Source organism: uncultured Rummeliibacillus sp., from assembly GCF_934216135.1.
GTDB lineage: Bacteria > Bacillota > Bacilli > Bacillales_A > Planococcaceae > Rummeliibacillus.
This window is the reverse complement of the sequence record NZ_CAKQBI010000023.1, coordinates 23785-48798: the sequence shown is the minus strand read 5'-3', so window position 1 is coordinate 48798 and position 25014 is coordinate 23785. Positions and strand designations below refer to the sequence as shown.

Sequence of the window (25014 nt, the reverse complement as noted above, 5' to 3'; positions counted from 1 at the left end):
AAAATATGAAAGAGGATGAAACCATGAATCCATACGAAGAGTATATGCGTTCGTGGTTTCTATAATCCTTGATATATCAACGTTTATAGAATATTTTTTGTTGTATTTTATTCAAAAAGTAACATTTTAATAACATTTATCCTCAATTTCTCCCGAATTTATTAATTTATTAAATTTCATGTGCATTTTACTTCTAGCATTTACTCGCATGCCTTTTGTTACATGTAAATAAATTTCAGTTGTTGTCTTAGAATTTTTGTGACCAACTCGATTCATAATGTAAGGAAGATCTACACCAGCTTCAGCAAGTAAACTTACATGGGTATGACGAAGCATATATGTGTGCAGCTGTTTATTTACACCGATTTTTTCTCCTAATCTACGAGTAACAGTACGCAAATAATCAACAGTTGGTGGATATCCATCAGGCATTCTAAATAAATATTCACTTTCTACATAATTTCGTACGAATTGAAAATCTTGCATGTCTCGAATTTTATCTAAGATAAATTTATCAACATCTACAATACGAATGCTATTAGCCGTTTTTGGAGTAGTTAATTCGAAGTCACCCTTTTTTCCATCTTTTCGATATGTTGTTTTATTAATATTGATCGTCATGGCTTTAAAATCAATATCTTCAGGATATAGTGATACAGCTTCCCCTGGACGCATACCTGTAAATGTAATTAAATACAATATTGTTTTAATGATAGGGCTATTATAATTATCTAATGCTTGTAAAAATAGCTTTAGTTCATCGGCGTTTAAATAAAGTTTTTCGGTTGCAGAACCGTCGATATCCTCAATCTTTCTTCTAGGGCGTGGAACAAATGCAGCTTCAGTTGGAGACTTATCAATGATTCCAACTTCTACAGCATATTTAAAGATCATTTGGGCTACACTATGGATCCCTTTTAGAGATGAATGAGATGTTGTATCATCTTGCAATTTATTTAAAAAATTTTGATAAAAGACAGTTGTGATTTTTTTAACTTCCATTTTCCCCATATGTGAATTAAGGACATTAATGCTATAACGTCGATTATCTAGTGTAGATTGTTTAACACCGCGTCTTTTATATAGTTCAAACCAAGAATCAACGAAATCATTGAATTTAATTTTAGGATCAAAAAGATAAATTTTTTCAATTTCTTTAATTGCTTCTATTACTCGTTTTTCGGCTTCTTTTTTAGTTTTTCCTCTTCTGGAAATCTGTTTTCGCTTACCAGTGACAGGATGTTTCGGAACCTCTCCAATGCAAAGCCATGTTGTTTTGTCTAATTTTTTGAAATACATAAGCGTTCACCTCTAATTCTAAGCTATCATGATAAATCATTCGTGATGGACTAATTCACAGTTAAATATAGTTGTGTTGTGAAGAAAATAAAAAATAATACTAATTAACTTGAATACAAAAGTTCTCTAGACATGTAATTTTCAATACGTTTAAAAGCAAATTCGTATTCAACATTAAACATCTTTGAAACTATAAAAGCTGCATCATTATATGTATTAGGTAAATAAATATCATCTAACATGAAAGTTGGTACACACATGTGGTAAGCAAATCCAATTGCCTTCCACTCTTGATATTCCCGAAAAGTAGGGGATATGCCAAGTTGATTTCCAGAATGCCAAAGTGCGTGACATAATTCGTGACCGAAATGTTGCCATTGTTTCTCTTTTCGCAATCTAGCATCAATACAAATTAAATTTCCGGTACACATTGATTTAAAAGGAACAAGTAGTAATTTCAGATTCAATCGTGAAGCTATAGTTTTCATATTTATCTGTTCTGGTTGCGTAATTCCAATATTTAGATAAAGATTTTTGATGTAATCCTCTAGATGACTGTAGCAAAATCTCATTATTATCCACCTTCTTAGAACATATGTTCCTATTATTATAAAATAAAACCCCACTAATTGGTAGTGGGGTTTATTTTTTTAAAAATTTTGACCAATCACTGAAGAAATCTGAGTTTTTATTTTTATTGTCTTTCGGAGTATTAGGATCTTCCTCCTGCGTTAAAGACTCATAAAAAGCAGTTAGATTATTTAAAACTTTCAAAGTTTCATTTGAATCCATATTCATTACATCTTTTAATACTTTACCAACAAGCATGGGACGTGAACGATATACATAGTCTTTGTATGTAATTCCGATAATTTCTTGCGTAAATTTACTTGTTTCATTTCTATTTTTTAAAATTTTTCTTGATAACAATAACGGAGGAATAATCCAGCATAAATTAAAATGAGACTCCTTTAAATTTGAGAAATCAAGTAAAAAATCTTTAATTAGTTTTTCGTCTTTAGAGTTCATTCATCTTCCTCCTTTCTTATAGATAATAAGTTATTTTCGATTCTAGATATAAACTCTTCACTTAAATTTTTAATAGATGTAGATATCTTATTTTCAAATATTTCTAACATTAATTTCTGATTACTTAATCCCTCAGGTATAGACTTAAAGTACTTTATTTCTTCATTAAAAATATTTTCTTTGCCTACTTCTTCTTCAATTTCTTCCTGCACAGGTACATGAAGATGATTCCGAGGATCAATTAATGTATAGATAATACCTAACGCAATTTTCTTCTCAGCGAAAGTCTGGAAAATAGAATCTTCAGCGCGACTTAATAGCGCAATTCCTGTAGACGATAAATAGTCTGGTTTAACCGGTAGTATGTAGGCATCACAACTTAAATAAGAACTAATAAAAAAAACTGAATAAGTAGGGGGGCTATCAATAAATATGTATTCATACTTTTCTCGCAAATCAGCTAATTCAATATGTTTCTTTAATATGTTTTCAGCTCCAGATTTTTGATTTATTTGTATTTCTAATAAATCTATATCTCCAAGTATTATATCTAGATTTTTTTTAATATTTACAGTATAACTTTTCTTTAAATGACTGTCATCAATTGTTTTAGTATTAAATAAAGCAGCTGAAGACTTTTTATTGTCTCTATTATCTGTTTGTTTTTCATCATATAAACTATATATAGTTTTATGGTTTTTTTTATAATTTTCATAAACTTTTATATGGTCTTTACCATGCATAACCCTCAATAAATACTGACTAGAATTAAATTGCGGGTCCATATCTATTATCAATACTTTTTTGTTATGATAGGTAGCGAGTGCATCCGCTAGATTTACACAAAGCGTAGTTTTTCCAACTCCACCCTTCATATTCATAAAAGAAATAATTGCCATAAATTCACACCTCTATATATTATTTAATTTTATATTTAGCAATTCCTTAGAAATATAATGGCATAATCCATCAATACCGCCAAACAAAGAATAATAATTTACTCCATTTATCTTTAGATAATCAATGCAACTTGAATAAGTTTCAGGTGGTAATTCAATTTTATAAATAAAATCGTTAATGAAATCTTTATATTCTTCTTCAAGAGGTAGAGCTTCTGTACCCTGAACAGTAAAAAAACCACTTTGCAATAATAAGCGCTCGTTGCTTCTTCTAGGCATTAATGCAAATGACTTGATGTGAATGTTTTCATTAAAGTATGATGTATAATTTGCTATCCTGTTCGGAAGAGAATCTAATGTTATGTGACCTATACCCGCATATGCTGGATCCACTTGTCTTTCATAAAGATTATAGCAGTGATTATTTAGTTTTATTGGATCTATCGCCCAAATTGCTGCAGTTTTATTTGCTTTCCTATTTAAATTTGCAAAATAAAGTGCGGTAGAAAAACTTGATGTCCAATCTAATAGTCGAGTATGCATTCCATAATGTTGCATCATAAATAAAGTATTCCATTCTTTTTCGGAATAAAAATTATCGACATAGTTTGATCCAAGATTAGTAAATGCATTATAAATATTGTTTTCATATTCTAAGATTGTTTTTTTATCTGAATCAATTCTATAAAGACCACTATTTAACTTATAATTAGTAGAACTATGACCTCTAAACCATAAAGTAGAATGTTTAGCAGAGAGCTCTAAAACTTTTTCTAATATTTCTTTCATTCTATAATTTCGCTCCTTCCAACTCTCTTGCTTTTGGGTTTTTCACTACCTTTCTAAACAAATTCTTTCACTCCTATATTTGTCTTTTATAATAGTATATAGAATATTATTCATATAAATATATTGACTATTTGATTTTATTGGTAATTTTATAATAGTAATTCCGCGAAAAATGTACTAAGCACTATTATCTTAATAAGAAGAGAGAAGACTTTTCGGTTATTTGCTTACATGATACAATTTTATCTATATTAATGAGTATTGGCTCCTTGCAATCATCAATTGATTCAGGCTTTCCAATTAAGATAAACTTGCCATTAGGATAGTAGATAAAATATTCATTGTATGTTTGAGAATTATCAAGTTTAATATCTACAAGTATGGGTTTGGTAAATTTTATATCAATAATTCCTTTAAAAATCACATAAATTAAAAACAATTCAAAGACAGATAAAATTAAAATAAGAGTTAATTTAATATAATTGTTATTGAAATCTAGAAGAAGATTAGCGTTAATTAAGCCATAAAGAAAAAAAGTTGCAATAGTTAAGATTACATTTCCTATCCTGCGAGTGGTAGTAAATATTTTATTTTTAAAAAATCTATAATTTTTATTTTTCTTTTTTAAAATAACAGTAATAAATTTTGATATACCTAAGTAAGTTAATAATATTATGAATGCACTAACATTCAAGGAGAAAAATATACTATTGGCAAAAGATTTTATAGATTCAAATTCCTTTAACAAAGCATAAGAAGACATGGTAGGAAATAGGATAAATATTAAAAAATAATTTGCCGTTTCAAATAAAAATTTTTTCTCTTTGCTAAAAAATTGTCTTTCGAATTCAGTGGAACTCATAAAACTGATAGTATTTTTGAAAATCAAAAGAAAAGTAAGAATAGCAGTAATTGCAGCGATGTATTCTTTACTTTTGTCTAACAGTTCAGCCAATTTAAAATCCTTCTTTCCTCCTGAAATTTTTTCATTAAATATTTTTAGGGCACATTCCGTGCCCATATAATTACCTCTCGCAAGCAAAATTGTCTTTATCCCTGTCCATCTTCGCTTGGTAAGCTGGATGAGAAGCAGGCACTCCGTTAGGATACTTAGTTCTCAATTCTGTACAATTTGCGAAATACTCCGCGCCTGAGCTTGATGTTGTTGAACTGTTCGTTGAAGCAGAACTTGATGAACTATTTGAACCTGTTGAATTTGAGTTATAACTTTTCTTAACATTAGAAGTGCTTTTCTTAGTAGAGGAAGAAGCACAGCCAATAAATCCTCGATCAGTTACAAAACGTGATTTAGACCAAATGTTTAAGTCTTTATTTTTAGCAATATTTTCATCTTTTTGGTATTGGCTTAAATGTTTATATGGGGGATCGTATATGTAAGCAACTCTTGCATAACCGCCTTTTAGCAATGATTCTTGAACGGATTTCCCATCTACATAAACATAAGCGAGTAATCGACCATATTTATCTCTTTTTGCGCTACTCTCAAATTCAAGAGATAGCTTGCCACTATTCACAAGTTGTTTGTTTTTGGTATAAGCACTCTTCGCGTATGGTTGAACGCATGTCCCAGTTTTTTTAGACTCGGGAGTGTCTACCAATAAGTAACGCACCGTTTCTTCTTTACCCTTATATCTAACTTTTATTGTGTCGCCGTCTACTGTCTCCGTAAGAGTTACAGGTACATATTTAGATTTTTTACTTTTAGAAGAAGTAGACACGACTGTTTTTGCTGTTGTTTTATCATTCTTATCATCTGTTTTTGAATCTTCTGATTGAACATCTTTATTGGCAGCGGTTTGTTTATCTCCATTGCTTGTTTTTTCATTGTCTTTTTTAACATTACTTGAAGCAGTTTGTGTATCTGAGTATGTTTTTGGTGTATCAGCAGATGGAGCAGTTATTCCAAAGAGTATGAAAAAAATAAAAGCAATTGCCAGATATCCGAGACCACCAGCTAGTCTAGATTTCTTTTTGGACCAAAAAGCTAATTTTGCTGGGAATATGAATCCTAAAATAACGAATAGTAGTGACATTAATGATATGAATAGGAAAATATCACTTATATGATGAAAAATAAATTTTACAATATTAATAATAATTCCGATGATAAAAGCTATTATAAATATACTTAAGCAGCCCATACCGCCTTTACTCATGCATTATCCCTCCGTATAAATCCTACTAAAAAATATAAAGTATTATATAAAATGATAAAAAATTACAATTTGTATTATTTTTTTAGGACACATTTCTGTGTCCGTAAGTATACAAAATAAAGTCCTAACTATTAGTGCTTTGAATTTATGGATTACTTCTTCAACAACGATTTTTAGCGGTTAGTTAGTTGAAGAAGTGCGCTTTAACTTATGCTATTCTCAATAGAATTAAAACTTATCTATAGAATAAAGTTTTCCGTTCAAAAAGTTAAGAATTGTTTTTAAGTCATTACCAACATAATAATGCCATTGCTCCCATTTTTGATTAGCGTATACGGAAGTTTCTGTACCATCTGGTGCACCATAAAATGAGTTTTTAATTTGTTTTTTAGTCATGCCAATTTTAATTTTACCGTATTTATAAATTCTTACTTTATCAGTGGCTAAAGTATTATTATATTTATCTTTTAAGTACAGTGTTACAGTTTTTGGAGAAGAGATATTTTTAGGTATTCTAATTGAGAAATTTTCCTTTTTAACAGATCCTTTATAAGTTTTGGAACCGACTTTTAAGTAAACTTTATCTGAACTTTTTCCGCCGAAAGCATACCCTTTTGCATATTTATCACCAACCTGAATAGAATACCCAGATAAATAGATGTCATAAGGCACACTATAAGTTTTAGTAATTTTTTTAGTATTCCCTGCAGCATCTTTTGCTGTAATAACTAATTTCTTATTTTTAATAGGCTTACTAATGTATAAAGTCCACTGGGTATCTGAATTCTTTTTAACCTTTATCTTTTTACCGTTAAAAGTAGCTGATACATCAGCATCCTTTTCAGAGGTGATTTTTACACTTGTTGATCTTAAATCTACAGAGGGAACCTTTATAACAGGCGGTGTAGTATCTGTTACTTTAATATTTGCAACTTCTTCTGTTATTTCTTCATTTGTTACAGCATCTTTATATGTAATATATAATTTGATTTCTGTGCCACCTTTAAAAGTATTAGGGAAATAGATGTCGTTGCTAGTAAAAAAATATAATTCATCTTCGTCAACTTCATAGGTTTTACCATTTACAATTGCTTTAGCTCCAATCAGGTATTCATCTTTATTTTTAATTTCAAAACTTAATACAGAATCTTTATCAGTAAAAGATGGTTCTAATTCGACTTGATACTTACTTTCAGCATGACTTATTTGTACATTTGTTATCAGTGTCACTCCGAATAGTAAAATAAATAATAATAGTGGTTTTATTATTTTTGTTGAACAAATCATTTAAATACCCCCTTAAATTTAGAAAAAATATAAGTAATTATAACTACTTAATGTATGTAAAAAAAGAGACACAGAAAACTATATCTCTTTTGAATTACTTCTTATCTTGCTGTTTCTTCCACACTTCGTAGAAGATTTCAAATTGTTCTAATGCATCTAATAATCTCTCTGGACGATCATGGAAGAATAAATCTTCCCTTGTTAAAAAGAAATCAACTACTTCTTTTTGATATGAAGTTAAGTTTGTGTATTCTTCATTTGTAATGCCAGCGTTTTCAAACATTCTAGGGTTCATGATATCAGAACGACCCATTAAATAATCTACTGTTACATCAAAATAATCAGCTATTTTATTAATAGTTTTTAAATCGGGTTCTCTTTCATTTCTTTCATACATGCCTATTGCGCTTTCGCTGAGGCCAAATATTTTCCCAAATTCTTTCATCGATAATGAAGTTTTATTTTTTCTAAGCTTTCTTAAACGTTCTCCTAAAGTCGCCATATTACAGCTCCTAAGCATCATTATTTGTATATTTTAGCACGATACGTGTTAATTTAAATTAATTAGCACAAAATGTGTTGACAACACAAAACGTGTTGTGTATTATATAACCATAAGCAACACAATATGTGCGGGAGGAGGTTGCAAATGGACAAAGAAATCATCGGCGAAAAACTTCTTGAATTGCGAGGTAACAGGTCCAGAGAAGAAGTAGCGAATGCATTAAGAATAAGTATTAGTGCTCTACAAATGTATGAGAATGGACAAAGAATTCCACGCGATGATATCAAAGTAAGAATAGCTGAATATTACAAAACTACAGTACAGGAAATTTTTTTTAACTTTAAACAACACAAAATGTGTTGTTGAATAAATGGCACTTTGCACCTACCAATAAGAAATTAATCGAGGTGAACACTTAATGAGTACTTTGACTGGAAATGTAAAACGAATTCCATATAGCAAGAAAAAATCATTGTACATTGAACAGGAAGGCAAAGTAATAGCAAGAGAATGTACTTTTTGCAACAAGATGAAGCCTTTAAAAGAATTTGGATTTGATAAAAAAGCATTTGCTCATGCTAGAGCTATTTGCAATGAATGTATCCCTAAGAAGGAAGCTAGTATTCCTATCAAAAAGAAAATGATCCGTGATGCTAATAAGCAAAGTTATTTAAGAAAATATCGAACAACGCACAAAGAAAATACTACACATCGTGTCATAAGAGAAAGCAGAAGAAGGGCTAGACAAATTGGTTTGCCAGATACTTTCAACATTAAAGATTACAACAAAACAATGGAATTCTTCTCTTACAAATGCGCTTTAACAGGTACAGATAAAGATGTTGAATTAGATCACGTTATTCCACTATCTATTAAGAAGGTCGGAACAGTTTACGGGAACATGCTTCCTTTAACACGTGAATTGAACAAGTCTAAATCCAATAAAAACATATTTAAATGGTTTGAAGAAAATTCAAGTGAATTCTCACTGAATGTTAAGAACTTTAAAAAAGCTATAGAATTTTTAGCTACCTCTAATAACATGACCCCTGCAGAATATAAAGAATTTGTCTTTAAGTGTTTTGATAGCCAATCGCCATGACATTAATTCTTTATTGGTGGGTGCAAGAGAGAACTGAAAGGTAGGTGAGAATAATGGAACAGCGATTAGCAGACTTGGAAAAACGTATAGAATTACTTGAAAATGAAGCTGCTGAAAGAGCAGCGGCTTACAAAGAAGTATTTGAAGAACTGCTTAATCATGCTATTACAGATCAAGGTTTGTTAAATATTCTTTTACTTTTGAGTAAGAAAACCAAGAATTGAATTTCCTAAAAATATTGCTATTTCTTTATGTTTTGCAAGTAAGTCTGAGAATTTTGATAGAACGCCTTTATTTAAAGGTACTTCATTTTCTATAAATGTTTGGACAACATCAAGCATTTTATTTAGTTCTTCTTGTTCTTCAAGAGGAGCTTTAGAAATCAATTTTCTAATTTCTTCTATGTTGTATCCATTGTTTATAGTGGCGGATTCTTGATTTCCAATAATCGCTCCACCATTGATGGTGCCAATAGAAATTGATGGTGAATTAGTTTGTTTTTCTCGGTTGTATTTATTTTCACTAAGATATTTGAGGATATAACCATAATTTATTGAGCCTTCCATAATTGGTCTCACATCATCAATAAAAAACTTTTTTCCTGAAGATTTTTGAAGTAACCAATCGTCTTCTTGAACATCTATATTTGGCATTGTTTGAATTTTATTTTCATTTGCAAAGAATGCTCGGATTTCATGAGATTTAACTGAGTTTCTAATTACAACGAAATCTTCACAGTTTTCATCAATAAAATTAATCATATCTGAATCCATATTTTTCACCTCCTCATGTCAATATTCGACAAAGAGCGAGGAAATACCTACTAAGGAGTGAAATAAATGAATCAATTACAATTCTTTAATTTTGAGAACCAACAAGTACGAGTTATCGAAATCAACAACGAGCCATTCTTCGTTGGAAAGGATGTCGCAACAGTACTTGGTTATAAAGATACAGTTAATGCTCTTAAATCTCATGTTGAAAAAGAAGATAAGCTAGGGTGGCAAATTACCACCTCAGGTCAGAAACGTAAAGTAACAATTATCAACGAATCTGGAATGTACAGTCTAGTGCTTTCATCAAAACTAGAATCAGCAAAACGCTTCAAACGCTGGGTAACATCAGAAGTTCTTCCATCGATTCGAAAACACGGCTCATATCTAACACCAGAAACATTAGAGCAAACGATGCAAGATCCAGACTTTTTAATCGGTATCTTAAACGGTTTAAAAGAAGAACAGCAAAAACGTCGTGCAGCTGAACTTGCTCATAAAGAAGCACAGTCAATTATCCAACAACAAAGGCCAAAAGTTTTATTCGCTGAATTAATAGAAACAAGTAAATCATCCATTTTAGTTCGTGAACTAGCAAAGATACTTAAACAAAATGGTGTTGATTTTGGAGAAAAAAGACTTTTCGCTTGGTTACGTGAAAATGGTTATTTAATCAAACAATCAGGCACCGATTACAATATGCCAACTCAACGAAGCATGGAACTGGGTTTATTTGAAATTAAAGAAACACCAGTTCCGAGATCTAGCGGAATTATAACCATTAGCAAAACCCCAAAAGTAACTGGGAAAGGTCAATTGTATTTCTTAAACAAGTTAGCAAAGGAGCGTGCTGTTTGATTATGTTTAACATCCAATTTGATACAGACGAACTCCGTCAAATGATACGTGAAGAAGTGAAACAAGCGATATCAGATGCTATCAGTACAAAACAATTACCACCATTACTTACTCGTAAAGAACTAATGGAACTATTCCATATTAGCCAAACAAAGACTTCTGAATTACTAGGAAGAGCTGATTTCCCGGTATTTCGTGAAGCTGGTGTGCTTATTCCAACAAAGCAATTATTCGAATGGATAGATAAACACACTAATTGGGTTGAAACAAATACGCAATATTTTAAATCTGTAATTTAATTCTATCAAACATATCAAAATACGGCGGTCTACTAAGAGATTACTTGTATTTGAGATGTGACCGCCTTAAACCAAGGGGGAAATTCAAGTGAATAAAAACAAAACACGCTACATCCTGAAGGAAATGCGCGGAAAAGACTACCAACAAAAGGTTGCATCGGAATTAAACATTGCTCGAGAAACTCTATCAAAATATGAAAATGGCCGTTCTAAAATACCGGCAGATATCGGCAGAAAACTTACTAGGAAGTATGACAATCCAAAGTTTGCTATTACATTGCGTCATGAATATACAGGTACTGGTCCAGTTTGGTTAGATGGTCCAAATGTTGATTTGCATAGATCGGCTGTGAAAGAAAAAACCATAGAGGAAATGATTGAAGCATTAGAAAAATTAAAGAGAATTGATTTTTCTAAGCCGCTAAGAATGCAAACAGTTTATGAAAAAGAAGAAACAAAAGACTTACTGAGTGAAGCTGTTGAAGCTATTACGTCTTTAGATCATCTAGTGGCCGTTATATGTATGGAAGGTGATTTTAACTATGTGGAGATTTGGAATGATCACTACAAATCACTTAAGAGCGATGGATTTCTAGCCTTAGGAGGTGCACGATGAACAGATTAAATTTCAGACCACAAGATATAAACGCAGTGATCAAAGAACACAACTGCATCGATACATTAAAAACTGAACTATCTATCCATGTTGAAAGGGAAGAATACGAAACAGCGCGTGAGTTACTAAAAGATATTGATAAATCTCTTAGAGAACTTAGTAAATATCGCAAAAGAAAAGAAGACCATGAACGGCTGTTAAAAACAGTAGAAAGACTTCAAAAACAAGGAATCGATTTAACGGTGGTGACCAAATGCGTAAATTGAACAAATACTTTTTCGAAACAGAAGATGTTTGCTTATCGGACAAGCTTTGGCTTTACGGTGGAATAGCATTGATGATCACTATCGGAGTATTTGGTTTATGGCATTAAAAAAGCTGACTAACTTTGTCCAGAAGTTAATCAGCGGAGATTTAGTAAAGCCTTATGAAATATCCAATATTCATTATAACAGACAGGTTAATTCCTGTCATGAAGTACACGAAAAAATCAAAAGTGAGGTGAATAGGTCTCCAATTACATACTACTATTCATTTAATTCGTGTACTTCATGATGCGAGTTAAGCATCTGGGTGTGGTGTAACGGCAATGACCAACGTTGTTAGGCGTTGCATCGCTACTCAAATTAATAGAAAGAAGGTGGAAATATGTTAGAAAATCCAATGGTTCTTGGTCAAGGGTATGAAGAATCATTTGCGGAACCAGTTGGCAAATGTGCTGAATGTAATGACCTAGTGTTTGAAGGCTATTCAGGCGTGACATTTGAAGATGAAATATTCTGTTGTACTACTTGCTTAGTAGATCATCTTAAAGGTGATGGAGTAATTGGAGAAATATAAAAAAGACCACTCGGCAAAGTGGTCATAACAAAACATATTTTAAGTGATTATATCACAGAAGGAGAGATAAATCATGGTTCAAAATTTTGTTTCTACTGCAGAAATGAGTCGTGATGAATGGCTTGAAGCTAGACGTTCTGGAATCGGTGGCAGTGATGCTGCAGTAATCTTAGGATTTAACAAACGGAAATCACCATTTCAACTGTATTTGGACAAAACAGGTGGTCCACTTGAAGAAACAGATAACGAATTTATTTATTGGGGAAATGTACTTGAAGATGTTGTTGCTAAAGAATTTCAAGCAAGAACAGGGAAAAGGGTACGTCGAATGAACAAAATGCTCAGACATCCGGAGTATGACTTTATGACAGCAAATCTTGACCGTGTAATTGTCGGAGAAAAAGCCTTTCTGGAATGCAAAACTACTTCTGCATATAAAGTAGGGGAATGGGATGGTGAGGACATTCCTGCAGCTTATCTATGCCAGGTACAACACTATATGGCGGTTACTGGTTTTGAAAAAGCATATATAGCTGTTCTTATCGGTGGTAACAAATACGTTTGGAAAGAAATCAAACGAGATCAAGAGTTAATCGACATCATGATAGATCGTGAAAAAGATTTTTGGGAAAATCATGTGCTCGCTGAAATACCACCAGAAATTGATGGTTCTGATGCAGCAGTTGAATTTATCTCCCATCGCTATAAAGAAAATCCTGGCGAAGTTGTCATGCTTGATTCTGAGAAGGAGAAGATTATTGAAGCTTTAGACAACGTAAAAGCTGAAATCAAGGCTTTGAAAGAATTGGAGAACAAATATACTAATCAACTAAAAATGTCGCTAGAAACAGCATCAGAAGGTCTAACAGAGCATTACAAATTGACCTATAAGACTATCAATCAAACTCGCTTGGATTCTAAAAAAATTAAAGAAGAATTACCGAACATATTTGCTAAGTACAGTAATACGTCATCATATCGCAAATTTGGATATAAAAAAGTGAACTAGGAGGATTTAATCAATGGCAACTACTAATGAATTAAAAGAACAAATGAAGCAACAAACACCTACTAACACTAAAAAAACAAAAACAATTGAGGATTACATGAAACAAATGGGTCCGGCAATGGCTGAAGCACTTCCAAAACATATGAGTGTAGATCGCTTAACTCGTTTGGCAATGACAACAATTAGAACAACTCCGGCATTACGTGAAGCTGATGTATCTAGTTTGCTAGGAGCGGTAATGCAAGCTGCACAACTTGGTTTGGAACCGGGATTGCTTGGTCAATGCTACTTACTACCTTTCAAAAACAACAAAAAAGGTATCACAGAAGTTCAATTCATCATTGGTTACAAAGGAATGATTGATCTAGCTAGACGTAGTGGCCATATTCAATCTATTTATGCTCATGCAGTGTATGAAAAAGATACATTCGAATACGAGTTAGGTCTTGAACCAAAGTTAAAACATACCCCAACAATGGAAACTGAAAAAGGAGCGTTTATTGGGGCTTATGCAGTAGCTCATTTCAAAGATGGTGGATATCAATTCGAGTTCATGTCTAAAGCTGATATCGAAAAAAGGAAAGGACGTTCAAAATCTGCAAATTCTAGTTATTCTCCATGGTCTACAGACTACGAAGAAATGGCTAAGAAAACAGTTGTCCGTCATATGTGGAAGTACTTGCCTATCAGTGTAGAAGTGCAAGAGCAAGTTGCTTATGACGAGGGCGTAGGTCGAAGTATTAAAGATGTAACACCTGATGAAGATATTTTTGTACAAGCTCCAGATCAAATTTTAGAAGCTGAAGCTCAAGAGGCTCAATAACAGTGAACACAAAATCAAAAGTTGTCCTACCTGCTTGGATATTCGAGCAGGCACAGGGCAATACAGATGAAATCAAACGACTGGTACTCGAGTATATGAAGCGTTACGAGGGCTACAGGGTAATCAAAGTTAGCAAAGGCTTTGCAGTTTGTGAGACTGATAGATTTTAAGGAGGTAAATGCAAAATGGGAATCATGCGAGTCGCTAAAAATAGCAACTACACAGTAATGAATCGAACAGCACTTAACGACACACGGCTCTCATGGAAAGCAAAAGGTATTATGGCTTACATGCTTTCAATGCCTGATGATTGGATATTTTATTTTGATGAATTAGTTAAGCATTCAACCGATGGTAAGGCATCGTTTAGAGCGGGATTCAACGAATTAAAAAAATGTGGTTATGTTGAAAGAAGACCTGTCAGAGAAGGTCAACGTATTAAAGAATGGGAAACTATTGTACATGAAGTACCGCTTGATAATTCTCTACTTACCGATTTTCAACATCTAGAAAAGCAAGAAGTAGAAAATCAAGAAGTAGGTTTTCAAGAAGTAGAGAATCGAACACTACTAAGTACTGATAGTAACCAAGTATTGAATAAACCAAATACTGATAATTTACTAAGTACTAACAACAACCAACCAGACAAAGGTTTTGCTAAAGTAATAGATTTCTACGAAAAAAATATCTCAATCGTAAGACCAATGACTGGAGAAAAACTTGGTGGGTTGGTGGATGACTTTACAGCTGATTTAGTTTTATATGCTTTAGAAATCACAGCTTCAAATCCTAAAGTGACTAATCCAATTAAATATGCAACATCCATATTGAAGAAATGGAAAGAGAACTTAGTCACTACTCGTCAACAAGCTGAAATCTATGAATCCAACAGAAAGGGAGGTTCAAATAACAATGGAAGCGATCAAGGAACAACTAAAATCGGAAATGTTGATTTGGGATTCTAGTAAACATTGCGATATTCATAACTCAGACTTCTTATATATGCCAGGTGGTCAAGAATCTGGTGAAAGTTATTGTCCAGTCTGTTGGAGAGATGCTGAAACGAAGAAATTATCTCAAGAGTTCACTAAACAATTACTTGATGTAGATCGTGTAAAAAAACATAAAACACTTGGTAGTAAATCAATTATCCAAGACAACACGATTAAAGCAGCAACATTTGATAGCTTCAAACCAACAAATGCTGAGGAACAAAGAAACAAAGATCATGCATTGAATGTAGCTATGAGATATTGCAAAGGTGATGTATTTAACACTTGGATTCAATCAGCAGAAACAGGAGTTGGAAAATCGCATTTGGCCATGAGCATCTTAAAGGTTGTTAATGCTTACGGCAATCAAGAAACATCATGCTTATTCGTAGATGTGGCCAGAATGATGGAACTTATTTTAGATTCATTTGATAACAAAAATAAGGCTGCAGATGCACAAAGCATCTACACAGGAACGTATTTCACAACTCTATGTGGAGAGGTTGATTTACTAGTCCTAGATGACCTTGGAGCTGAAACCGGAGACATTTTCTCGAATAAGAGAGCATCTGAGTACACTAGCAAAGTACTACGAAGTATTTTCAACGCTAGGCAAGATAAATCAACAATCATTACGACTAACCTATCAGGCAAACTGTTAACTGGATATAAAGATAAAGATGGAAATGAACACGCTGGTATGTACGACAAGAAAATGATAAGTCGTGCGATGGTGAATATTGAATCAATTGTATTTAAAGAATCAGTGGATAAACGACCATCAAAACTAGAGTTTTAGGAGGGTGAATAATGCCAGTAACAAGCGAAATTAAGTACATCGTAGACCAAATTGTAATTGCTTATTGCAACTACAAGAAGTTTCGTGATGAAAAGTTTGGAAATGATTTTGAGGATTTCACATCTCGATTGATGGATGCAACTGGTTTAGATCGAGAAGGTGCTTTAGAGTATGCAGTTAACTTTTTAGCAGCTCAAAGCAAACATAGAGGTGTTGCATAATGGTTATTCAGTTGAACATTTTTGATTGTGATGAAAAGATTCGTCAAAAAGATGATGTATTTCAACAGTTGATGGAGCTTACACCAGAGCACGCATTAGTTGTGAAAGATATGCAAATTGAACGCACAGAAAAGTTTTATGTAGTAGAGACTTCTGATTTTGAAGAAATCTTTCATGATGTTGCAGGATGCTATGAGTTTGTGAATCGGTATTTGTAATAAAAGAGGTGAAGAAACATGACCATAACTCACAGCTTAAAGATTTTACCACAATACTTTGCAGCAGTTGTAGAAGGTCGTAAAACATTCGAAATTAGAAAGAATGACCGTGGATTTCATGAAGGTGATCTAATCGTGCTAAGGGAATGGAACGGCAATGAATTTACTGGACAGGCTGTTTCAAAGCAAATTACTTACATCACAGATTTTGAGCAAAAGCCAGGCTTTGTTGTGATGGGGATTAAGTGAACAGTAGAAGAATGATGTGCAATAAGTGATTTAGCAATGAATATAAAAAATAACCCTAAAATTTTAAACATATGGAGTCAATTAGTTACCTATTATTTATTTTGTTGGATATTCATATTCTCTGGGAGGCCTACAATGATCTTTTAACCTTTGTAACACTGCCCCAAACTGTTGATAATTTTTTCTTGCTTCAGTCAGTGTTAAGCCATGGTTTTGATCACTTTCTTCATCATTACTTTGAATAAAACAATCTATCTCCCAACAACATACCGGGCAGATATAGGCAATGGCATCGCCATCATTCGGAATTGTAATAAATCCACAGCAAGGACAAGGTGAATTTCCAACTATTTCGGATTCAGTGTCAAATTCATCACTACTTGTTTCTTCATAGCTTATTATTGGCACGTATTTTAATTTATATTTTCTCTTTTTCTTTTTCATTTTTATATACCTCCACACCAGTATGTTTTATTCACAAAAAGTCACTAATTATTTAGTTTCTTGTAATTATAGCATAAAGGGGGGAAATAATTAGCTTACTGCACATCAGTAGAAAATGCGAAGCAAAGGAGGCACTAAATGGTCACTAACAAACATGGCATCATCATTGATGACAGAACATTCGGAAAAAATAAGTCTGTGAAAGTGAGAGTTCAAAAGAAACAAAGCGTTAAACGCTACGACAGATACGTTCAAATGATACACAAATTGGACAAGTATAACTCAGTCGTTACACCGTTTGATAAAGCGTATATCAAGCAACTCAAACGTGAGGGTTACAAGTTAGTTGACGACTTTCAAATTAGATTAGGAGGATAGTAGATTGGTTGATTGGGATGCAATTCTAAAACAAACCGAGAAACAAACAGGAAAAAGGCTGCATGAAGGTTTATACGAAATCGCAGAAAAAGAGGAATTGATTTATGTTCTTTTTAAGGATGAAGACGGTTATGTGCACTTTCAATATTGTGATGATCCATTGCAAACAAATCACACAATGACTGAAACACAATTGCGAAAATATAAACGTGTTTGGTGATTATTAATTAGGAGGATAACAGATTGTCAGGTTTTGATATTTTACTTACAACAACAGTCATAGCAGGAGTAATTCTCATGGCGAAAATGGAATTGGAGGGACGGAATAAGTGATATCTAAGTCGAAGCTATCAAAAGAAGAACGCAAAGCCATGGAGGAATACCTAGAGTATATCAATATGACTCGTAAAGGGTATTACAGCCATTGGTGTGATGAACATTTGGAAGACGAGTATAACAAGTTTGCGAAAGGAAGTGCTTCGTAATGGCTTGGGGAAGAGAAAACAATCGAAAGATTATAAGAGCTTCCACTCCGTATGATGTTGAACGAAAAATCAAAGCACACCAAAAGCGCGGATGGCGACAAATTAGTGAAATCCAAACGGAATGTAAAAATAGTGGTTTATATGCAGTATTAATGCAATTTGAAAATAAAAAACACGCTTGAACTGCAATTCAAACGTGCAAAAACTAACAGGGATAATTTGTGAGACGGTTTAGTGGACCGTCTTCACTATTTTTAACAATTTGTTATCTGTTTATACGTTTAAGAATCTAGAAAGATTCGTGTATATAAAAATATTTTTGGAGGGATAAAGATGCCAGGACGAGTGAAACAATACATCATGTTTGATATTGATGGAATCGATTTATCCATCACTGAAAATAAAGTGAAGACATTCGACAAAATGTGGAATGAAGGCTGTTCCGTATCTGAAATAGCATTCAAACTCCAACGAAAGAAAAATGAGGTTATATTACTGGCACAAGATAGATTTTTGCGTGGAAAGATAAAAGAAAGACCAGGGCAAATGAAAGGCACTAAGCCTTGGAAGAATCCATATAACAACAAGATTAGAGTGGAGGCGTAGTATGGGAGAACGACAATTACAAACGGATCCAGATATGATTGCTGAGATTGATTTACATGAAAATGCTGTGTATGTGGTAAGTGAGGGGAAGTTGCAACAAGTGGACCCACCACCTACGGGATACGGAAAGCAGGAGATAAGTTGGCAAAAAGGGATGCCTACCCATAGTGAGATTAAATATACGCAGAAGTTTTGATATATTAAACACAAAACCCCCCTATTAGGATAGGAGGGTTTATGTTGTCTAGACATTATATTAACCATGATACCAGCCAGTTTTACAATTAACCGTTACAAAATCAGTCCATTTACCATTTATTTTTGTTTTACAGGTATAATATTGTGGAGATAGTTTAACAAATTTATATTCTTTTATTCCATAATTCTTTTTTAAACTTTTGACAACTTTTTGTTTAACTCCAGGTGTCCATTTATATGGATTCACAAAGGTCAATTCATGTGTTTTCACATATGCTACATGTCCTTTATATTTTATTCTGGACCAACCATATTGACTTGCGCCAGACCATTTCATTTGGTCCTTACCTACAGCCACTGCCCCATAAACTTTTACAACTGATTTCTTTTTAATTTTGCCAAGGGCTTTATAAGATGTGCCTGCATCAGCTCTAACTGTTAGAGCTTTTATTGCGTGTGCTTTATCATAATTATTAGCTTGTGAATGAATTGGAATTGTGCTTAATAATAAAGCGGAAAATAGAGATGTAAATAATAAAGTACTTATTTTTTTCATAATAGAACCTCCTTCTCTTATACGATACCAAATTAACTTTATATATACATATAAAATAGGTAAATTAGAAATTGATATCCAAAATTATTGGAAATTAGATATATTTATATTAGTAAAGTTATGATTATTTATACCTATTACGTGAAGGAGGAAAATTACCTTTGTTTGGTGAAGGTTGAGATATATCGATGGGATATAAAACAACGTAACTAAATAACGGTGAAGAGTTATATGAATACTGATACTGAATCTAATAAGAAAACCAACATTGAAGAATTAGAATATCCAAAAGAACAAAATAAAATCAGAAAAAATTTTACTGCGATTATACAAAATAAATTCTTTAAGGTTGTATTTATAGTCTTCCTAATGATTTTATTTATGTTTTTATCAGCTTTTATATCAGCGATTGTTGATTTATTTATTCCGTCTTTAGGTAAAATTTTCCGCGGAGTGATATATACCACATTTATGGGTATTTACTTTTATGGAATGAACTGGATTCTATCTAAAATACCCAAGATAAAGAGAAAAAATAAGCAGCAGAATTTTGGGGATTTGAGTGAATGGATAAATTCAGGAACAGAAGGGGAACTATATTATTATCTCGATAATTTAACTTCTGAATTAAATTATAGAAATGATTATATGAGCAACATGAGAGCAATTTCTAAAAAATTAAGCAAACAAAGTATAGGAAATCAAAGGTTGTTATTAGCTGATTTGCTGTCTAAAGAAAAAAATGATACTTATATTAATATTATTATAGTTGCAATTGCTGGATTTGTTTCTAATGGTGCAATATGGTATTTGAAATATGGATATGATAATTTGAAAAATGCTAAAGATAGTTTTGTATCACCTACCTTTGATTATTTTATTGACATTATAAGTGTTTTCTTTTTTTTAGTGTTATTACTTATTCATACTGTAAAATTAAATTACGAGATATCAAATAAAAATCGTTTGTTTATTGAAATTATTAAAATTCATTTAGAAAAAAAGGATAAGTAGTTCTACAATCTTAAAGAAAACATATGAACTTATTCTTCGAATAGAATTGTTTATTTATTATAATAACTAAGTAATGTGTTTTAACTATAAAAAATTTACCGAATATGCTAAAATATTCATAACTTTATAAGCTTACTGGAACAACCAGGAGTACTGAATTTACGCAATTACTGCGTTTATTTGGTGCTCCTTTTTATTTGCCTAAAAGGGGTGGTAAGTATGGATGTGATTAAGTGGGTGACTAGTGAAAAGAAAACAGCTAAGAACATACATAGGAAACCAACCGAAAAGCTAACTAAAAAGGAAATAGAAGAACTGATGGGCGTACATAGACCGCGTTACGAAAAATGTGGTGGAGCTTTTAGACAGAAATAGAGGAGTGAATAATATGCTACTTGCAGATACAACAAACAAAGTCAATGAAATGATTAAAGATTATATGATGATGAAAAGAGAAGTTGTGAGACTAGAAAAAATCATTTTTGGTTATACCATTCCAATGGATAATTGGGGAGTGGCACAATACGGTATCGAGGCAGCTATGCCAAAAGGTTCAAGTGGTAAGAGCCAAGCTGAATTAAAACAAATGGACCTGAGAGAGCGTAGACAACATAACAGGCTTTTAGTTTTACGTGCAAAAGTAACAATTCTAGAAAGCTATACTGATAGTTTTTCAGATTTACCAACAAATATTATCTATGATCGCTTACTTGATGGGTGGACTTACAGAGCAATCGCTGAAGAATTAAACGTAAGTGTTACTTATGTAAAAGACCGTAAACATCATATTATTGATGTAATTGTCAGTGCACAGAAAGCACAAAACGCACAAAACGCACAAAAAGACCATTTTTTGCAAGCAAAATAATTCAACCTGTATACTATGAGGCAGGTGCGGGGCGTAGAAGTTCCCAGGTAGAAGAATACCTTCGGCATTCCGAAAAATGTTTGAAGGTATTTTCTAAAGGTTTAAATCAACCGACCAACCAACCCAAGAAGATATTTTCCGTTGGTTATACTCCGCTAAAATGGAGTACATCTGATATAAGCGAATGATACGAAGCATTTAGTATCGAATGACAACTGGCTTGGCGGTATTGTTCGTTTATATGAGATGCAAAGCCAAATGGTGAAGTATATCTCACATTGGAAATCCCCTTTATTGGACATCTTTATGGTGTCCTTTTTATTTTTATATAAAATATGTAATATACTGTAATATTGATATTTCTTATAATCATATTTAAAGGAGGAGGTTTAAGATGTTTGAAAGTTTACCAGAGAAAGTATATTGTTCCAAATGCAATATTCACACAAATCACAAAGTTATACATAAGGAGAATATAGAGTCTGAAACTCCAAATGATTTCTATTGGGATGAATATTATTTTATTGCTCAATGTGCCGGATGTGATGAAATTAATTTTGTTAAGATTTATACCGATGAGGATATGGATAGATATAGCACTTCACCGACCAATTATTACCGACTAACTACATATCCGCCTCAACCACCGTTGGATACATCTAGGTATGAGATTTTGTATGATAAAAGAATTTTTAATAATGTCCCAGACACGATAGAAAAAGTTTACAACGAAGTTTGTGATGCTTTTAATGGTAAGTTATATTACCTATCTACAATGGGGTTAAGAATGCTGATAGAAAGCATTTGTTTAGATTTGGAGATAACAGAAGGCACCATTCTAAATGATGATTTTACAGAGCCGAAATTAAGTAAAAAAGGAAAGGCTATAATAAATAAAGATCTACACGGCAAGATTTTTGGGTTATATGAAAAAAGATATATAACTATTCCTCAATTACAGGTTCTTATAGAAATAAAGAATTTTGGTAATGCGGCAGCTCATGAAATAAAAAAACCACAGAAACATTTAATAAAAGATATGATAAAAATCATAGAAGACTTATTGCATATGCACTATGATTTGAAAGATGTGCTCCCAAAGCAAGTAAAACAAAAGAAATAATATAACCAAGCATCCTTCTGGGTGCTTTTTATTTTGCAGAAATGAGGTGATAAAATGGCACGTAATAAATACAAAAATAAGCAAGTTGAAGTCGATGGAATTATTTTTGATTCAGCTTTAGAAAGTAAATTTTATTTGCATCTGAAACAATTACAGGAACAAGGTATCGTGGAATCGTTTGAAATGCAAAAGACGTATTTATTGCTAGAAGGCTATTCTATTGCCGGAAAGAAACGACAGCCGATAAAGTTTACTCCTGATTTCATCGTTCATTTAAAAGATGGAACTACAAGAGTAATTGATGTCAAAGGTAATGAAAGAGCGATATCACGAGATTTCCCATTACGAAAGAAAATGTTCGAGTGTCGTTATCAAATACCTTTAGATGTCATCATGTGGTCCAAGATAGACGGTGGATGGATTGAATATGAGAATTTAAAGAAGGCTCGTAAATTTAGAAAAAAGGAAAAAGAAACTTCTAAGAAATGAGGTGGTGATATGACTAATGCCAAGAGCACGCGATCCGAATCGGGATAAAGCATTTGAAATTTTTAAAGAGCATAACGGTGATATTACAAATCGTAAAATTGCTGAAATACTTGGTGTTTCTGAAAAGACCATTGGTTCATGGAAATCTAAATCCAAAGATGATTGGAATGGAAAATTGAACGGAGTACTCCAAACGAATGAACGGAGTACTCCGAAAAATAATGCTTCTTTGAAAGTTGATGGACAAAGGGTTGAGAAAGAAAAGCAACCCTACCGCAGTAACCCGAAGAATCAATTCACGAAACGGAATGAAGCTTCGGTTAAACATGGTTTCTATCGTAAGTGGTTACCGCAAGATATGTTAGAAATTATTGAGGACACTAAAGGCATGACACTAGCTGACCGTTTGTGGTTCCAAATCGAAACGAAATTTGCTTCACTTATACAGCTACATAAAATCATGTTTGTTGAAAGTCGTAATGACACTCTAAATGAAATTGACATGATATCTGATGGTGAAGATGGTGGTATGGAACGACACAAAGTTGTTTATGCATTTGAACAATACGCTGAATATGTAAAAACAGAAGCAAGACTAACATCTGAATGGCGTAACGTTGTAAAACAATTCTTAGAGTTATCAGATGAATACGATGAACGCCGAATGAAGCTTGAGCAAATGCAGCTAAATATCGATAAGACGAAAATTGAAATTGAAAAGTTAAATGCAGACATCTCTAAAGACGATGACCAACCTATTGAAATTGTTATTAAACGGAAGGGTGAGAAATGATGGAGAAAGAAGTAAATCCACATTTCGAGGACTTTCTGTTTGATTGGTCCACAAAGTTTCAGTTTCTTGTAGGTGGATATGGTTCAAGCAAATCCTATCATGTAGCATTGAAACTTATATTAAAGTTGTTGTCAGAAAAGCGTACAGCATTGGTCGTGCGTGAAGTATACGACACACATAGAGATTCTACTTACTCGCTGTTAGAGGAAATTGTTATTGATTTAGGTTTAGATCACAAAGTAAAATTCATGGTTTCTCCTATGCAAATACGATTTCCAAACGGCTCAAAAATTATCTTCAAAGGTATGGATAAACCAGCAAAATTGAAATCAATCAATAATATTTCAATTGTATGGTTAGAAGAATGTAGCGAAATAAAGTATGCCGGTTTTAAAGAGCTATTAGGGCGTTTAAGACATCCAACTTTAAAGCTACATATGATTCTTTCTACAAACCCTGTAAGCACTGATAATTGGTCGTATAAACATTTTTTTAAGGATGATTCGAACAATCGATTGGTGCTGGATGACGAAGAATTATACAAAAAGCGTACTATCATAACGAACGACACTTATTATCATCACTCAACTGCTGATGATAATTTATTTTTGCCTGAAAGTTATATAGAACAGCTTGATGAAATGGAAAAATATGATCCAGACCTATATCGAGTAGCAAGAAAAGGACGCTTTGGAGTGAATGGTATTAAAGTATTACCACAATTCGAGGTAATGCCTCATGAAGAAGTGATGAAGGAAATAGATAAAATTAGTAATCCACTATTCAAGAATGGACTAGACTTTGGCTTTGTTGAATCTTTTAACGCATTTGTTCGCATGGCTATAGATCATGAAAATAAATATCTATATATTTTTGAAGAATATTATAAGCGAGGATTAACTGATGATAAGTTAGCTGATGATTTAGAGCCATATAAGCATTTATACATCACAGCAGATAGTGCAGAACCGAAAACTATTGCCTATTTCAAACAACGACGTTTTAGAATGTACGGAGCTAAGAAGGGCCCAGGTTCAAGATTACAAAATACAAAAAAAGTAAAGCGTTTCAAGCGTATTATCTGTTCTGATAATTGTACGAATGTCATTCGAGAGCTGCAAAACCTGACTTTCAAAAAAGATAACAACGGTAACATTATCGAGGATGAGTTTAACATTGATCCTCATACTTTTAGTGCAATTTGGTATGGGTTAGATGACTATGAAGTCGCATCGCTTAAAGGTCGAAATGCATATAGAGGAGAGTAGGTGAAAAC

The 25014-nt window shown here is 32.7% G+C and carries 41 protein-coding genes; 28 read left to right on the top strand and 13 right to left on the bottom strand.

Translation table 11 applies throughout. The features are described 5' to 3' along the window. Positions 1–126: 126 nt before the first annotated feature. From Q0977_RS13575 to Q0977_RS13535, 9 genes are all read right to left on the bottom strand, one after another. Complete coding sequence (locus Q0977_RS13575; protein WP_299514967.1) at positions 127–1299, bottom strand: tyrosine-type recombinase/integrase; 1173 nt, start codon at positions 1297–1299, stop codon at positions 127–129. A gap of 104 nt (positions 1300–1403) precedes the next feature. Then, entirely contained in the window at positions 1404–1871 is a 468-nt protein-coding gene (locus Q0977_RS13570) for an ImmA/IrrE family metallo-endopeptidase (protein ID WP_299514964.1), read from the bottom strand. A gap of 70 nt (positions 1872–1941) precedes the next feature. Beyond that, a complete protein-coding gene (locus tag Q0977_RS13565) occupies positions 1942–2328 on the bottom strand; it encodes a hypothetical protein (RefSeq protein ID WP_299514961.1) in 387 nt (128 codons plus the stop codon). Beyond that, positions 2325–3227, bottom strand: coding sequence for a ParA family protein (locus Q0977_RS13560; protein WP_299514958.1), 903 nt, complete (start codon positions 3225–3227; stop codon positions 2325–2327). Before Q0977_RS13560 ends, Q0977_RS13565 begins: the two co-directional genes overlap by 4 nt. A 12-nt stretch (positions 3228–3239) precedes the next feature. Further along, entirely contained in the window at positions 3240–4016 is a 777-nt protein-coding gene (locus tag Q0977_RS13555) for an FRG domain-containing protein (RefSeq protein WP_299514956.1), read from the bottom strand. Positions 4017–4203: 187 nt separating this feature from the next. After that, a complete protein-coding gene (locus Q0977_RS13550) occupies positions 4204–5037 on the bottom strand; it encodes a hypothetical protein (RefSeq protein WP_299514953.1) in 834 nt (277 codons plus the stop codon). Between the two features lie 4 nt (positions 5038–5041). Continuing rightward, positions 5042–6193 carry a thermonuclease family protein gene (locus tag Q0977_RS13545; protein WP_299514950.1) on the bottom strand — a complete coding sequence of 384 codons (1152 nt, stop codon included), beginning with the start codon at positions 6191–6193 and terminating at the stop codon, positions 5042–5044. 228 nt (positions 6194–6421) lie between these two features. Further along, a complete protein-coding gene (locus Q0977_RS13540; protein WP_299514947.1) occupies positions 6422–7480 on the bottom strand; it encodes a hypothetical protein in 1059 nt (352 codons plus the stop codon). Positions 7481–7574: 94 nt separating this feature from the next. Beyond that, the gene (locus Q0977_RS13535) at positions 7575–7982 is read right to left on the bottom strand and encodes a helix-turn-helix domain-containing protein (protein ID WP_299514944.1); all 408 of its coding nucleotides are present in this window, start codon (positions 7980–7982) and stop codon (positions 7575–7577) included. Between the two features lie 147 nt (positions 7983–8129). Between Q0977_RS13535 and Q0977_RS13530 the strand changes: the two genes are divergently transcribed. Genes Q0977_RS13530 through Q0977_RS13520 form a run of 3 tightly spaced genes read left to right on the top strand, consistent with a single transcriptional unit; the run spans position 8130 to position 9311 of the window. Next, a complete protein-coding gene (locus Q0977_RS13530) occupies positions 8130–8351 on the top strand; it encodes a helix-turn-helix domain-containing protein (protein WP_299514941.1) in 222 nt (73 codons plus the stop codon). A 52-nt stretch (positions 8352–8403) separates the two neighbouring features. Further along, positions 8404–9087, top strand: coding sequence for a hypothetical protein (locus Q0977_RS13525; protein WP_299514938.1), 684 nt, complete (start codon positions 8404–8406; stop codon positions 9085–9087). Between the two features lie 53 nt (positions 9088–9140). Continuing rightward, positions 9141–9311: a hypothetical protein gene (locus Q0977_RS13520; RefSeq protein ID WP_299514935.1), complete on the top strand. Its 171-nt coding sequence runs from the start codon at positions 9141–9143 to the stop codon at positions 9309–9311. Here the strand turns inward: Q0977_RS13520 and Q0977_RS13515 are convergent. Next, positions 9282–9860, bottom strand: coding sequence for a hypothetical protein (locus Q0977_RS13515; RefSeq protein WP_299514933.1), 579 nt, complete (start codon positions 9858–9860; stop codon positions 9282–9284). The two genes, Q0977_RS13520 and Q0977_RS13515, sit on opposite strands and share 30 nt — an antisense overlap. 66 nt (positions 9861–9926) lie before the next feature. Between Q0977_RS13515 and Q0977_RS13510 the strand changes: the two genes are divergently transcribed. The 12 genes from Q0977_RS13510 (at position 9927) to Q0977_RS13455 (ending at position 16784) form a co-directional block, all read left to right on the top strand. After that, positions 9927–10718: a phage antirepressor gene (locus tag Q0977_RS13510; protein ID WP_299514931.1), complete on the top strand. Its 792-nt coding sequence runs from the start codon at positions 9927–9929 to the stop codon at positions 10716–10718. A gap of 2 nt (positions 10719–10720) precedes the next feature. Beyond that, positions 10721–11017: a DNA-binding protein gene (locus Q0977_RS13505; protein ID WP_299514976.1), complete on the top strand. Its 297-nt coding sequence runs from the start codon at positions 10721–10723 to the stop codon at positions 11015–11017. 88 nt (positions 11018–11105) lie between these two features. Beyond that, on the top strand, positions 11106–11633 hold the full coding sequence (locus Q0977_RS13500; protein WP_299514929.1) for a helix-turn-helix transcriptional regulator: 528 nt from the start codon (positions 11106–11108) through the stop codon (positions 11631–11633). Beyond that, entirely contained in the window at positions 11630–11899 is a 270-nt protein-coding gene (locus Q0977_RS13495) for a hypothetical protein (protein WP_299514926.1), read from the top strand. Before Q0977_RS13500 ends, Q0977_RS13495 begins: the two co-directional genes overlap by 4 nt. A gap of 382 nt (positions 11900–12281) precedes the next feature. Then, a complete protein-coding gene (locus Q0977_RS13490) occupies positions 12282–12473 on the top strand; it encodes a hypothetical protein (RefSeq protein ID WP_299514924.1) in 192 nt (63 codons plus the stop codon). A 73-nt stretch (positions 12474–12546) separates the two neighbouring features. Further along, a complete protein-coding gene (locus Q0977_RS13485) occupies positions 12547–13482 on the top strand; it encodes a YqaJ viral recombinase family protein (RefSeq protein WP_367269478.1) in 936 nt (311 codons plus the stop codon). A 13-nt stretch (positions 13483–13495) separates the two neighbouring features. Further along, positions 13496–14305 (top strand): recombination protein RecT, encoded by an 810-nt coding sequence (gene recT, locus Q0977_RS13480; RefSeq protein ID WP_299514922.1) that lies wholly within the window; start codon positions 13496–13498, stop codon positions 14303–14305. 185 nt (positions 14306–14490) lie between these two features. Continuing rightward, the gene (locus Q0977_RS13475; protein WP_299514919.1) at positions 14491–15270 is read left to right on the top strand and encodes a DnaD domain-containing protein; all 780 of its coding nucleotides are present in this window, start codon (positions 14491–14493) and stop codon (positions 15268–15270) included. Continuing rightward, entirely contained in the window at positions 15218–16096 is an 879-nt protein-coding gene (locus tag Q0977_RS13470; protein WP_299514916.1) for a hypothetical protein, read from the top strand. The genes Q0977_RS13475 and Q0977_RS13470 overlap by 53 nt, the downstream gene beginning before the upstream one ends. Positions 16097–16107: 11 nt before the next feature. Further along, on the top strand, positions 16108–16317 hold the full coding sequence (locus Q0977_RS13465; protein ID WP_299514913.1) for a hypothetical protein: 210 nt from the start codon (positions 16108–16110) through the stop codon (positions 16315–16317). Further along, the gene (locus tag Q0977_RS13460; protein ID WP_119416219.1) at positions 16317–16535 is read left to right on the top strand and encodes a hypothetical protein; all 219 of its coding nucleotides are present in this window, start codon (positions 16317–16319) and stop codon (positions 16533–16535) included. The genes Q0977_RS13465 and Q0977_RS13460 overlap by 1 nt, the downstream gene beginning before the upstream one ends. Before the next feature lie 18 nt (positions 16536–16553). Continuing rightward, positions 16554–16784: an ASCH/PUA domain-containing protein gene (locus tag Q0977_RS13455; RefSeq protein ID WP_299514910.1), complete on the top strand. Its 231-nt coding sequence runs from the start codon at positions 16554–16556 to the stop codon at positions 16782–16784. A gap of 96 nt (positions 16785–16880) precedes the next feature. Here Q0977_RS13455 and Q0977_RS13450 read toward each other — a convergent pair whose 3' ends face one another. Beyond that, a complete protein-coding gene (locus Q0977_RS13450) occupies positions 16881–17228 on the bottom strand; it encodes a CPCC family cysteine-rich protein (protein ID WP_299514908.1) in 348 nt (115 codons plus the stop codon). A gap of 138 nt (positions 17229–17366) precedes the next feature. On the opposite strand from Q0977_RS13450, the gene Q0977_RS13445 reads away from it, so the two are divergent. The 6 genes from Q0977_RS13445 (at position 17367) to Q0977_RS13420 (ending at position 18893) form a co-directional block, all read left to right on the top strand. Then, positions 17367–17606, top strand: coding sequence for a hypothetical protein (locus Q0977_RS13445; RefSeq protein ID WP_299514906.1), 240 nt, complete (start codon positions 17367–17369; stop codon positions 17604–17606). Between the two features lie 4 nt (positions 17607–17610). Further along, entirely contained in the window at positions 17611–17826 is a 216-nt protein-coding gene (locus tag Q0977_RS13440; RefSeq protein WP_299514904.1) for a hypothetical protein, read from the top strand. Between the two features lie 109 nt (positions 17827–17935). After that, positions 17936–18091 carry a hypothetical protein gene (locus Q0977_RS13435; RefSeq protein WP_299514901.1) on the top strand — a complete coding sequence of 52 codons (156 nt, stop codon included), beginning with the start codon at positions 17936–17938 and terminating at the stop codon, positions 18089–18091. Next, a complete protein-coding gene (locus Q0977_RS13430; RefSeq protein ID WP_299514898.1) occupies positions 18091–18273 on the top strand; it encodes a hypothetical protein in 183 nt (60 codons plus the stop codon). The genes Q0977_RS13435 and Q0977_RS13430 overlap by 1 nt, the downstream gene beginning before the upstream one ends. Positions 18274–18424: 151 nt before the next feature. Further along, positions 18425–18697: a hypothetical protein gene (locus tag Q0977_RS13425; protein ID WP_299514895.1), complete on the top strand. Its 273-nt coding sequence runs from the start codon at positions 18425–18427 to the stop codon at positions 18695–18697. Position 18698: 1 nt separating this feature from the next. Continuing rightward, positions 18699–18893, top strand: a complete 195-nt coding sequence (locus Q0977_RS13420; protein ID WP_299514892.1) for a DUF3954 domain-containing protein — start codon at positions 18699–18701, stop codon at positions 18891–18893. A 60-nt stretch (positions 18894–18953) separates the two neighbouring features. Here the strand turns inward: Q0977_RS13420 and Q0977_RS13415 are convergent, their stop codons facing one another. Further along, complete coding sequence (locus tag Q0977_RS13415) at positions 18954–19451, bottom strand: SH3 domain-containing protein (protein ID WP_299514889.1); 498 nt, start codon at positions 19449–19451, stop codon at positions 18954–18956. A 231-nt stretch (positions 19452–19682) separates the two neighbouring features. Between Q0977_RS13415 and Q0977_RS13410 the strand changes: the two genes are divergently transcribed. From Q0977_RS13410 to Q0977_RS13400, 3 genes are all read left to right on the top strand, one after another. After that, positions 19683–20465 (top strand): hypothetical protein, encoded by a 783-nt coding sequence (locus Q0977_RS13410; RefSeq protein WP_299514886.1) that lies wholly within the window; start codon positions 19683–19685, stop codon positions 20463–20465. A gap of 219 nt (positions 20466–20684) precedes the next feature. After that, entirely contained in the window at positions 20685–20840 is a 156-nt protein-coding gene (locus Q0977_RS13405) for a hypothetical protein (RefSeq protein ID WP_299514883.1), read from the top strand. Positions 20841–20853: 13 nt separating this feature from the next. Next, positions 20854–21333 carry a sigma-70 family RNA polymerase sigma factor gene (locus tag Q0977_RS13400; RefSeq protein ID WP_299514881.1) on the top strand — a complete coding sequence of 160 codons (480 nt, stop codon included), beginning with the start codon at positions 20854–20856 and terminating at the stop codon, positions 21331–21333. A gap of 145 nt (positions 21334–21478) precedes the next feature. On the opposite strand, the gene Q0977_RS13395 is transcribed toward Q0977_RS13400, so the two are convergent. After that, on the bottom strand, positions 21479–21610 hold the full coding sequence (locus Q0977_RS13395) for a hypothetical protein (protein ID WP_299514878.1): 132 nt from the start codon (positions 21608–21610) through the stop codon (positions 21479–21481). Between the two features lie 117 nt (positions 21611–21727). Here Q0977_RS13395 and Q0977_RS13390 point away from each other — a divergent pair, with 117 nt between their 5' ends. From Q0977_RS13390 to Q0977_RS13375, 4 genes are read left to right on the top strand one after another with little or no spacing between them, the layout of a single operon-like run. Next, positions 21728–22456, top strand: coding sequence for a DUF4145 domain-containing protein (locus Q0977_RS13390; protein WP_299514874.1), 729 nt, complete (start codon positions 21728–21730; stop codon positions 22454–22456). Between the two features lie 54 nt (positions 22457–22510). After that, the gene (locus tag Q0977_RS13385) at positions 22511–22945 is read left to right on the top strand and encodes a DUF1064 domain-containing protein (RefSeq protein ID WP_299514871.1); all 435 of its coding nucleotides are present in this window, start codon (positions 22511–22513) and stop codon (positions 22943–22945) included. Between the two features lie 16 nt (positions 22946–22961). After that, entirely contained in the window at positions 22962–23738 is a 777-nt protein-coding gene (gene terS / locus Q0977_RS13380; protein WP_299514868.1) for a phage terminase small subunit, read from the top strand. Beyond that, positions 23735–25006 carry a PBSX family phage terminase large subunit gene (locus Q0977_RS13375; RefSeq protein ID WP_299514865.1) on the top strand — a complete coding sequence of 424 codons (1272 nt, stop codon included), beginning with the start codon at positions 23735–23737 and terminating at the stop codon, positions 25004–25006. The genes terS and Q0977_RS13375 overlap by 4 nt, the downstream gene beginning before the upstream one ends. Positions 25007–25014: the final 8 nt, after the last annotated feature.

Bases quoted from the DNA above. Each gene is read 5' to 3' on its own strand.
- Q0977_RS13575 (WP_299514967.1), bottom strand. From the start codon at position 1,299: ATGTATTTCAAAAAATTAGACAAAACAACATGGCTTTGCATTGGAGAG.
- Q0977_RS13570 (WP_299514964.1), bottom strand. From the start codon at position 1,871: ATGAGATTTTGCTACAGTCATCTAGAGGATTACATCAAAAATCTTTAT.
- Q0977_RS13565 (WP_299514961.1), bottom strand. From the start codon at position 2,328: ATGAACTCTAAAGACGAAAAACTAATTAAAGATTTTTTACTTGATTTC.
- Q0977_RS13560 (WP_299514958.1), bottom strand. From the start codon at position 3,227: ATGGCAATTATTTCTTTTATGAATATGAAGGGTGGAGTTGGAAAAACT.
- Q0977_RS13555 (WP_299514956.1), bottom strand. From the start codon at position 4,016: ATGAAAGAAATATTAGAAAAAGTTTTAGAGCTCTCTGCTAAACATTCT.
- Q0977_RS13550 (WP_299514953.1), bottom strand. From the start codon at position 5,037: ATGGGCACGGAATGTGCCCTAAAAATATTTAATGAAAAAATTTCAGGA.
- Q0977_RS13545 (WP_299514950.1), bottom strand. From the start codon at position 6,193: ATGAGTAAAGGCGGTATGGGCTGCTTAAGTATATTTATAATAGCTTTT.
- Q0977_RS13540 (WP_299514947.1), bottom strand. From the start codon at position 7,480: ATGATTTGTTCAACAAAAATAATAAAACCACTATTATTATTTATTTTA.
- Q0977_RS13535 (WP_299514944.1), bottom strand. From the start codon at position 7,982: ATGGCGACTTTAGGAGAACGTTTAAGAAAGCTTAGAAAAAATAAAACT.
- Q0977_RS13530 (WP_299514941.1), top strand. From the start codon at position 8,130: ATGGACAAAGAAATCATCGGCGAAAAACTTCTTGAATTGCGAGGTAAC.
- Q0977_RS13525 (WP_299514938.1), top strand. From the start codon at position 8,404: ATGAGTACTTTGACTGGAAATGTAAAACGAATTCCATATAGCAAGAAA.
- Q0977_RS13520 (WP_299514935.1), top strand. From the start codon at position 9,141: ATGGAACAGCGATTAGCAGACTTGGAAAAACGTATAGAATTACTTGAA.
- Q0977_RS13515 (WP_299514933.1), bottom strand. From the start codon at position 9,860: ATGGATTCAGATATGATTAATTTTATTGATGAAAACTGTGAAGATTTC.
- Q0977_RS13510 (WP_299514931.1), top strand. From the start codon at position 9,927: ATGAATCAATTACAATTCTTTAATTTTGAGAACCAACAAGTACGAGTT.
- Q0977_RS13505 (WP_299514976.1), top strand. From the start codon at position 10,721: ATGTTTAACATCCAATTTGATACAGACGAACTCCGTCAAATGATACGT.
- Q0977_RS13495 (WP_299514926.1), top strand. From the start codon at position 11,630: ATGAACAGATTAAATTTCAGACCACAAGATATAAACGCAGTGATCAAA.
- Q0977_RS13490 (WP_299514924.1), top strand. From the start codon at position 12,282: ATGTTAGAAAATCCAATGGTTCTTGGTCAAGGGTATGAAGAATCATTT.
- Q0977_RS13485 (WP_367269478.1), top strand. From the start codon at position 12,547: ATGGTTCAAAATTTTGTTTCTACTGCAGAAATGAGTCGTGATGAATGG.
- recT (WP_299514922.1), top strand. From the start codon at position 13,496: ATGGCAACTACTAATGAATTAAAAGAACAAATGAAGCAACAAACACCT.
- Q0977_RS13475 (WP_299514919.1), top strand. From the start codon at position 14,491: ATGGGAATCATGCGAGTCGCTAAAAATAGCAACTACACAGTAATGAAT.
- Q0977_RS13470 (WP_299514916.1), top strand. From the start codon at position 15,218: ATGGAAGCGATCAAGGAACAACTAAAATCGGAAATGTTGATTTGGGAT.
- Q0977_RS13465 (WP_299514913.1), top strand. From the start codon at position 16,108: ATGCCAGTAACAAGCGAAATTAAGTACATCGTAGACCAAATTGTAATT.
- Q0977_RS13460 (WP_119416219.1), top strand. From the start codon at position 16,317: ATGGTTATTCAGTTGAACATTTTTGATTGTGATGAAAAGATTCGTCAA.
- Q0977_RS13455 (WP_299514910.1), top strand. From the start codon at position 16,554: ATGACCATAACTCACAGCTTAAAGATTTTACCACAATACTTTGCAGCA.
- Q0977_RS13450 (WP_299514908.1), bottom strand. From the start codon at position 17,228: ATGAAAAAGAAAAAGAGAAAATATAAATTAAAATACGTGCCAATAATA.
- Q0977_RS13445 (WP_299514906.1), top strand. From the start codon at position 17,367: ATGGTCACTAACAAACATGGCATCATCATTGATGACAGAACATTCGGA.
- Q0977_RS13430 (WP_299514898.1), top strand. From the start codon at position 18,091: ATGGCTTGGGGAAGAGAAAACAATCGAAAGATTATAAGAGCTTCCACT.
- Q0977_RS13425 (WP_299514895.1), top strand. From the start codon at position 18,425: ATGCCAGGACGAGTGAAACAATACATCATGTTTGATATTGATGGAATC.
- Q0977_RS13420 (WP_299514892.1), top strand. From the start codon at position 18,699: ATGGGAGAACGACAATTACAAACGGATCCAGATATGATTGCTGAGATT.
- Q0977_RS13415 (WP_299514889.1), bottom strand. From the start codon at position 19,451: ATGAAAAAAATAAGTACTTTATTATTTACATCTCTATTTTCCGCTTTA.
- Q0977_RS13410 (WP_299514886.1), top strand. From the start codon at position 19,683: ATGAATACTGATACTGAATCTAATAAGAAAACCAACATTGAAGAATTA.
- Q0977_RS13405 (WP_299514883.1), top strand. From the start codon at position 20,685: ATGGATGTGATTAAGTGGGTGACTAGTGAAAAGAAAACAGCTAAGAAC.
- Q0977_RS13400 (WP_299514881.1), top strand. From the start codon at position 20,854: ATGCTACTTGCAGATACAACAAACAAAGTCAATGAAATGATTAAAGAT.
- Q0977_RS13390 (WP_299514874.1), top strand. From the start codon at position 21,728: ATGTTTGAAAGTTTACCAGAGAAAGTATATTGTTCCAAATGCAATATT.
- Q0977_RS13385 (WP_299514871.1), top strand. From the start codon at position 22,511: ATGGCACGTAATAAATACAAAAATAAGCAAGTTGAAGTCGATGGAATT.
- terS (WP_299514868.1), top strand. From the start codon at position 22,962: ATGCCAAGAGCACGCGATCCGAATCGGGATAAAGCATTTGAAATTTTT.
- Q0977_RS13375 (WP_299514865.1), top strand. From the start codon at position 23,735: ATGATGGAGAAAGAAGTAAATCCACATTTCGAGGACTTTCTGTTTGAT.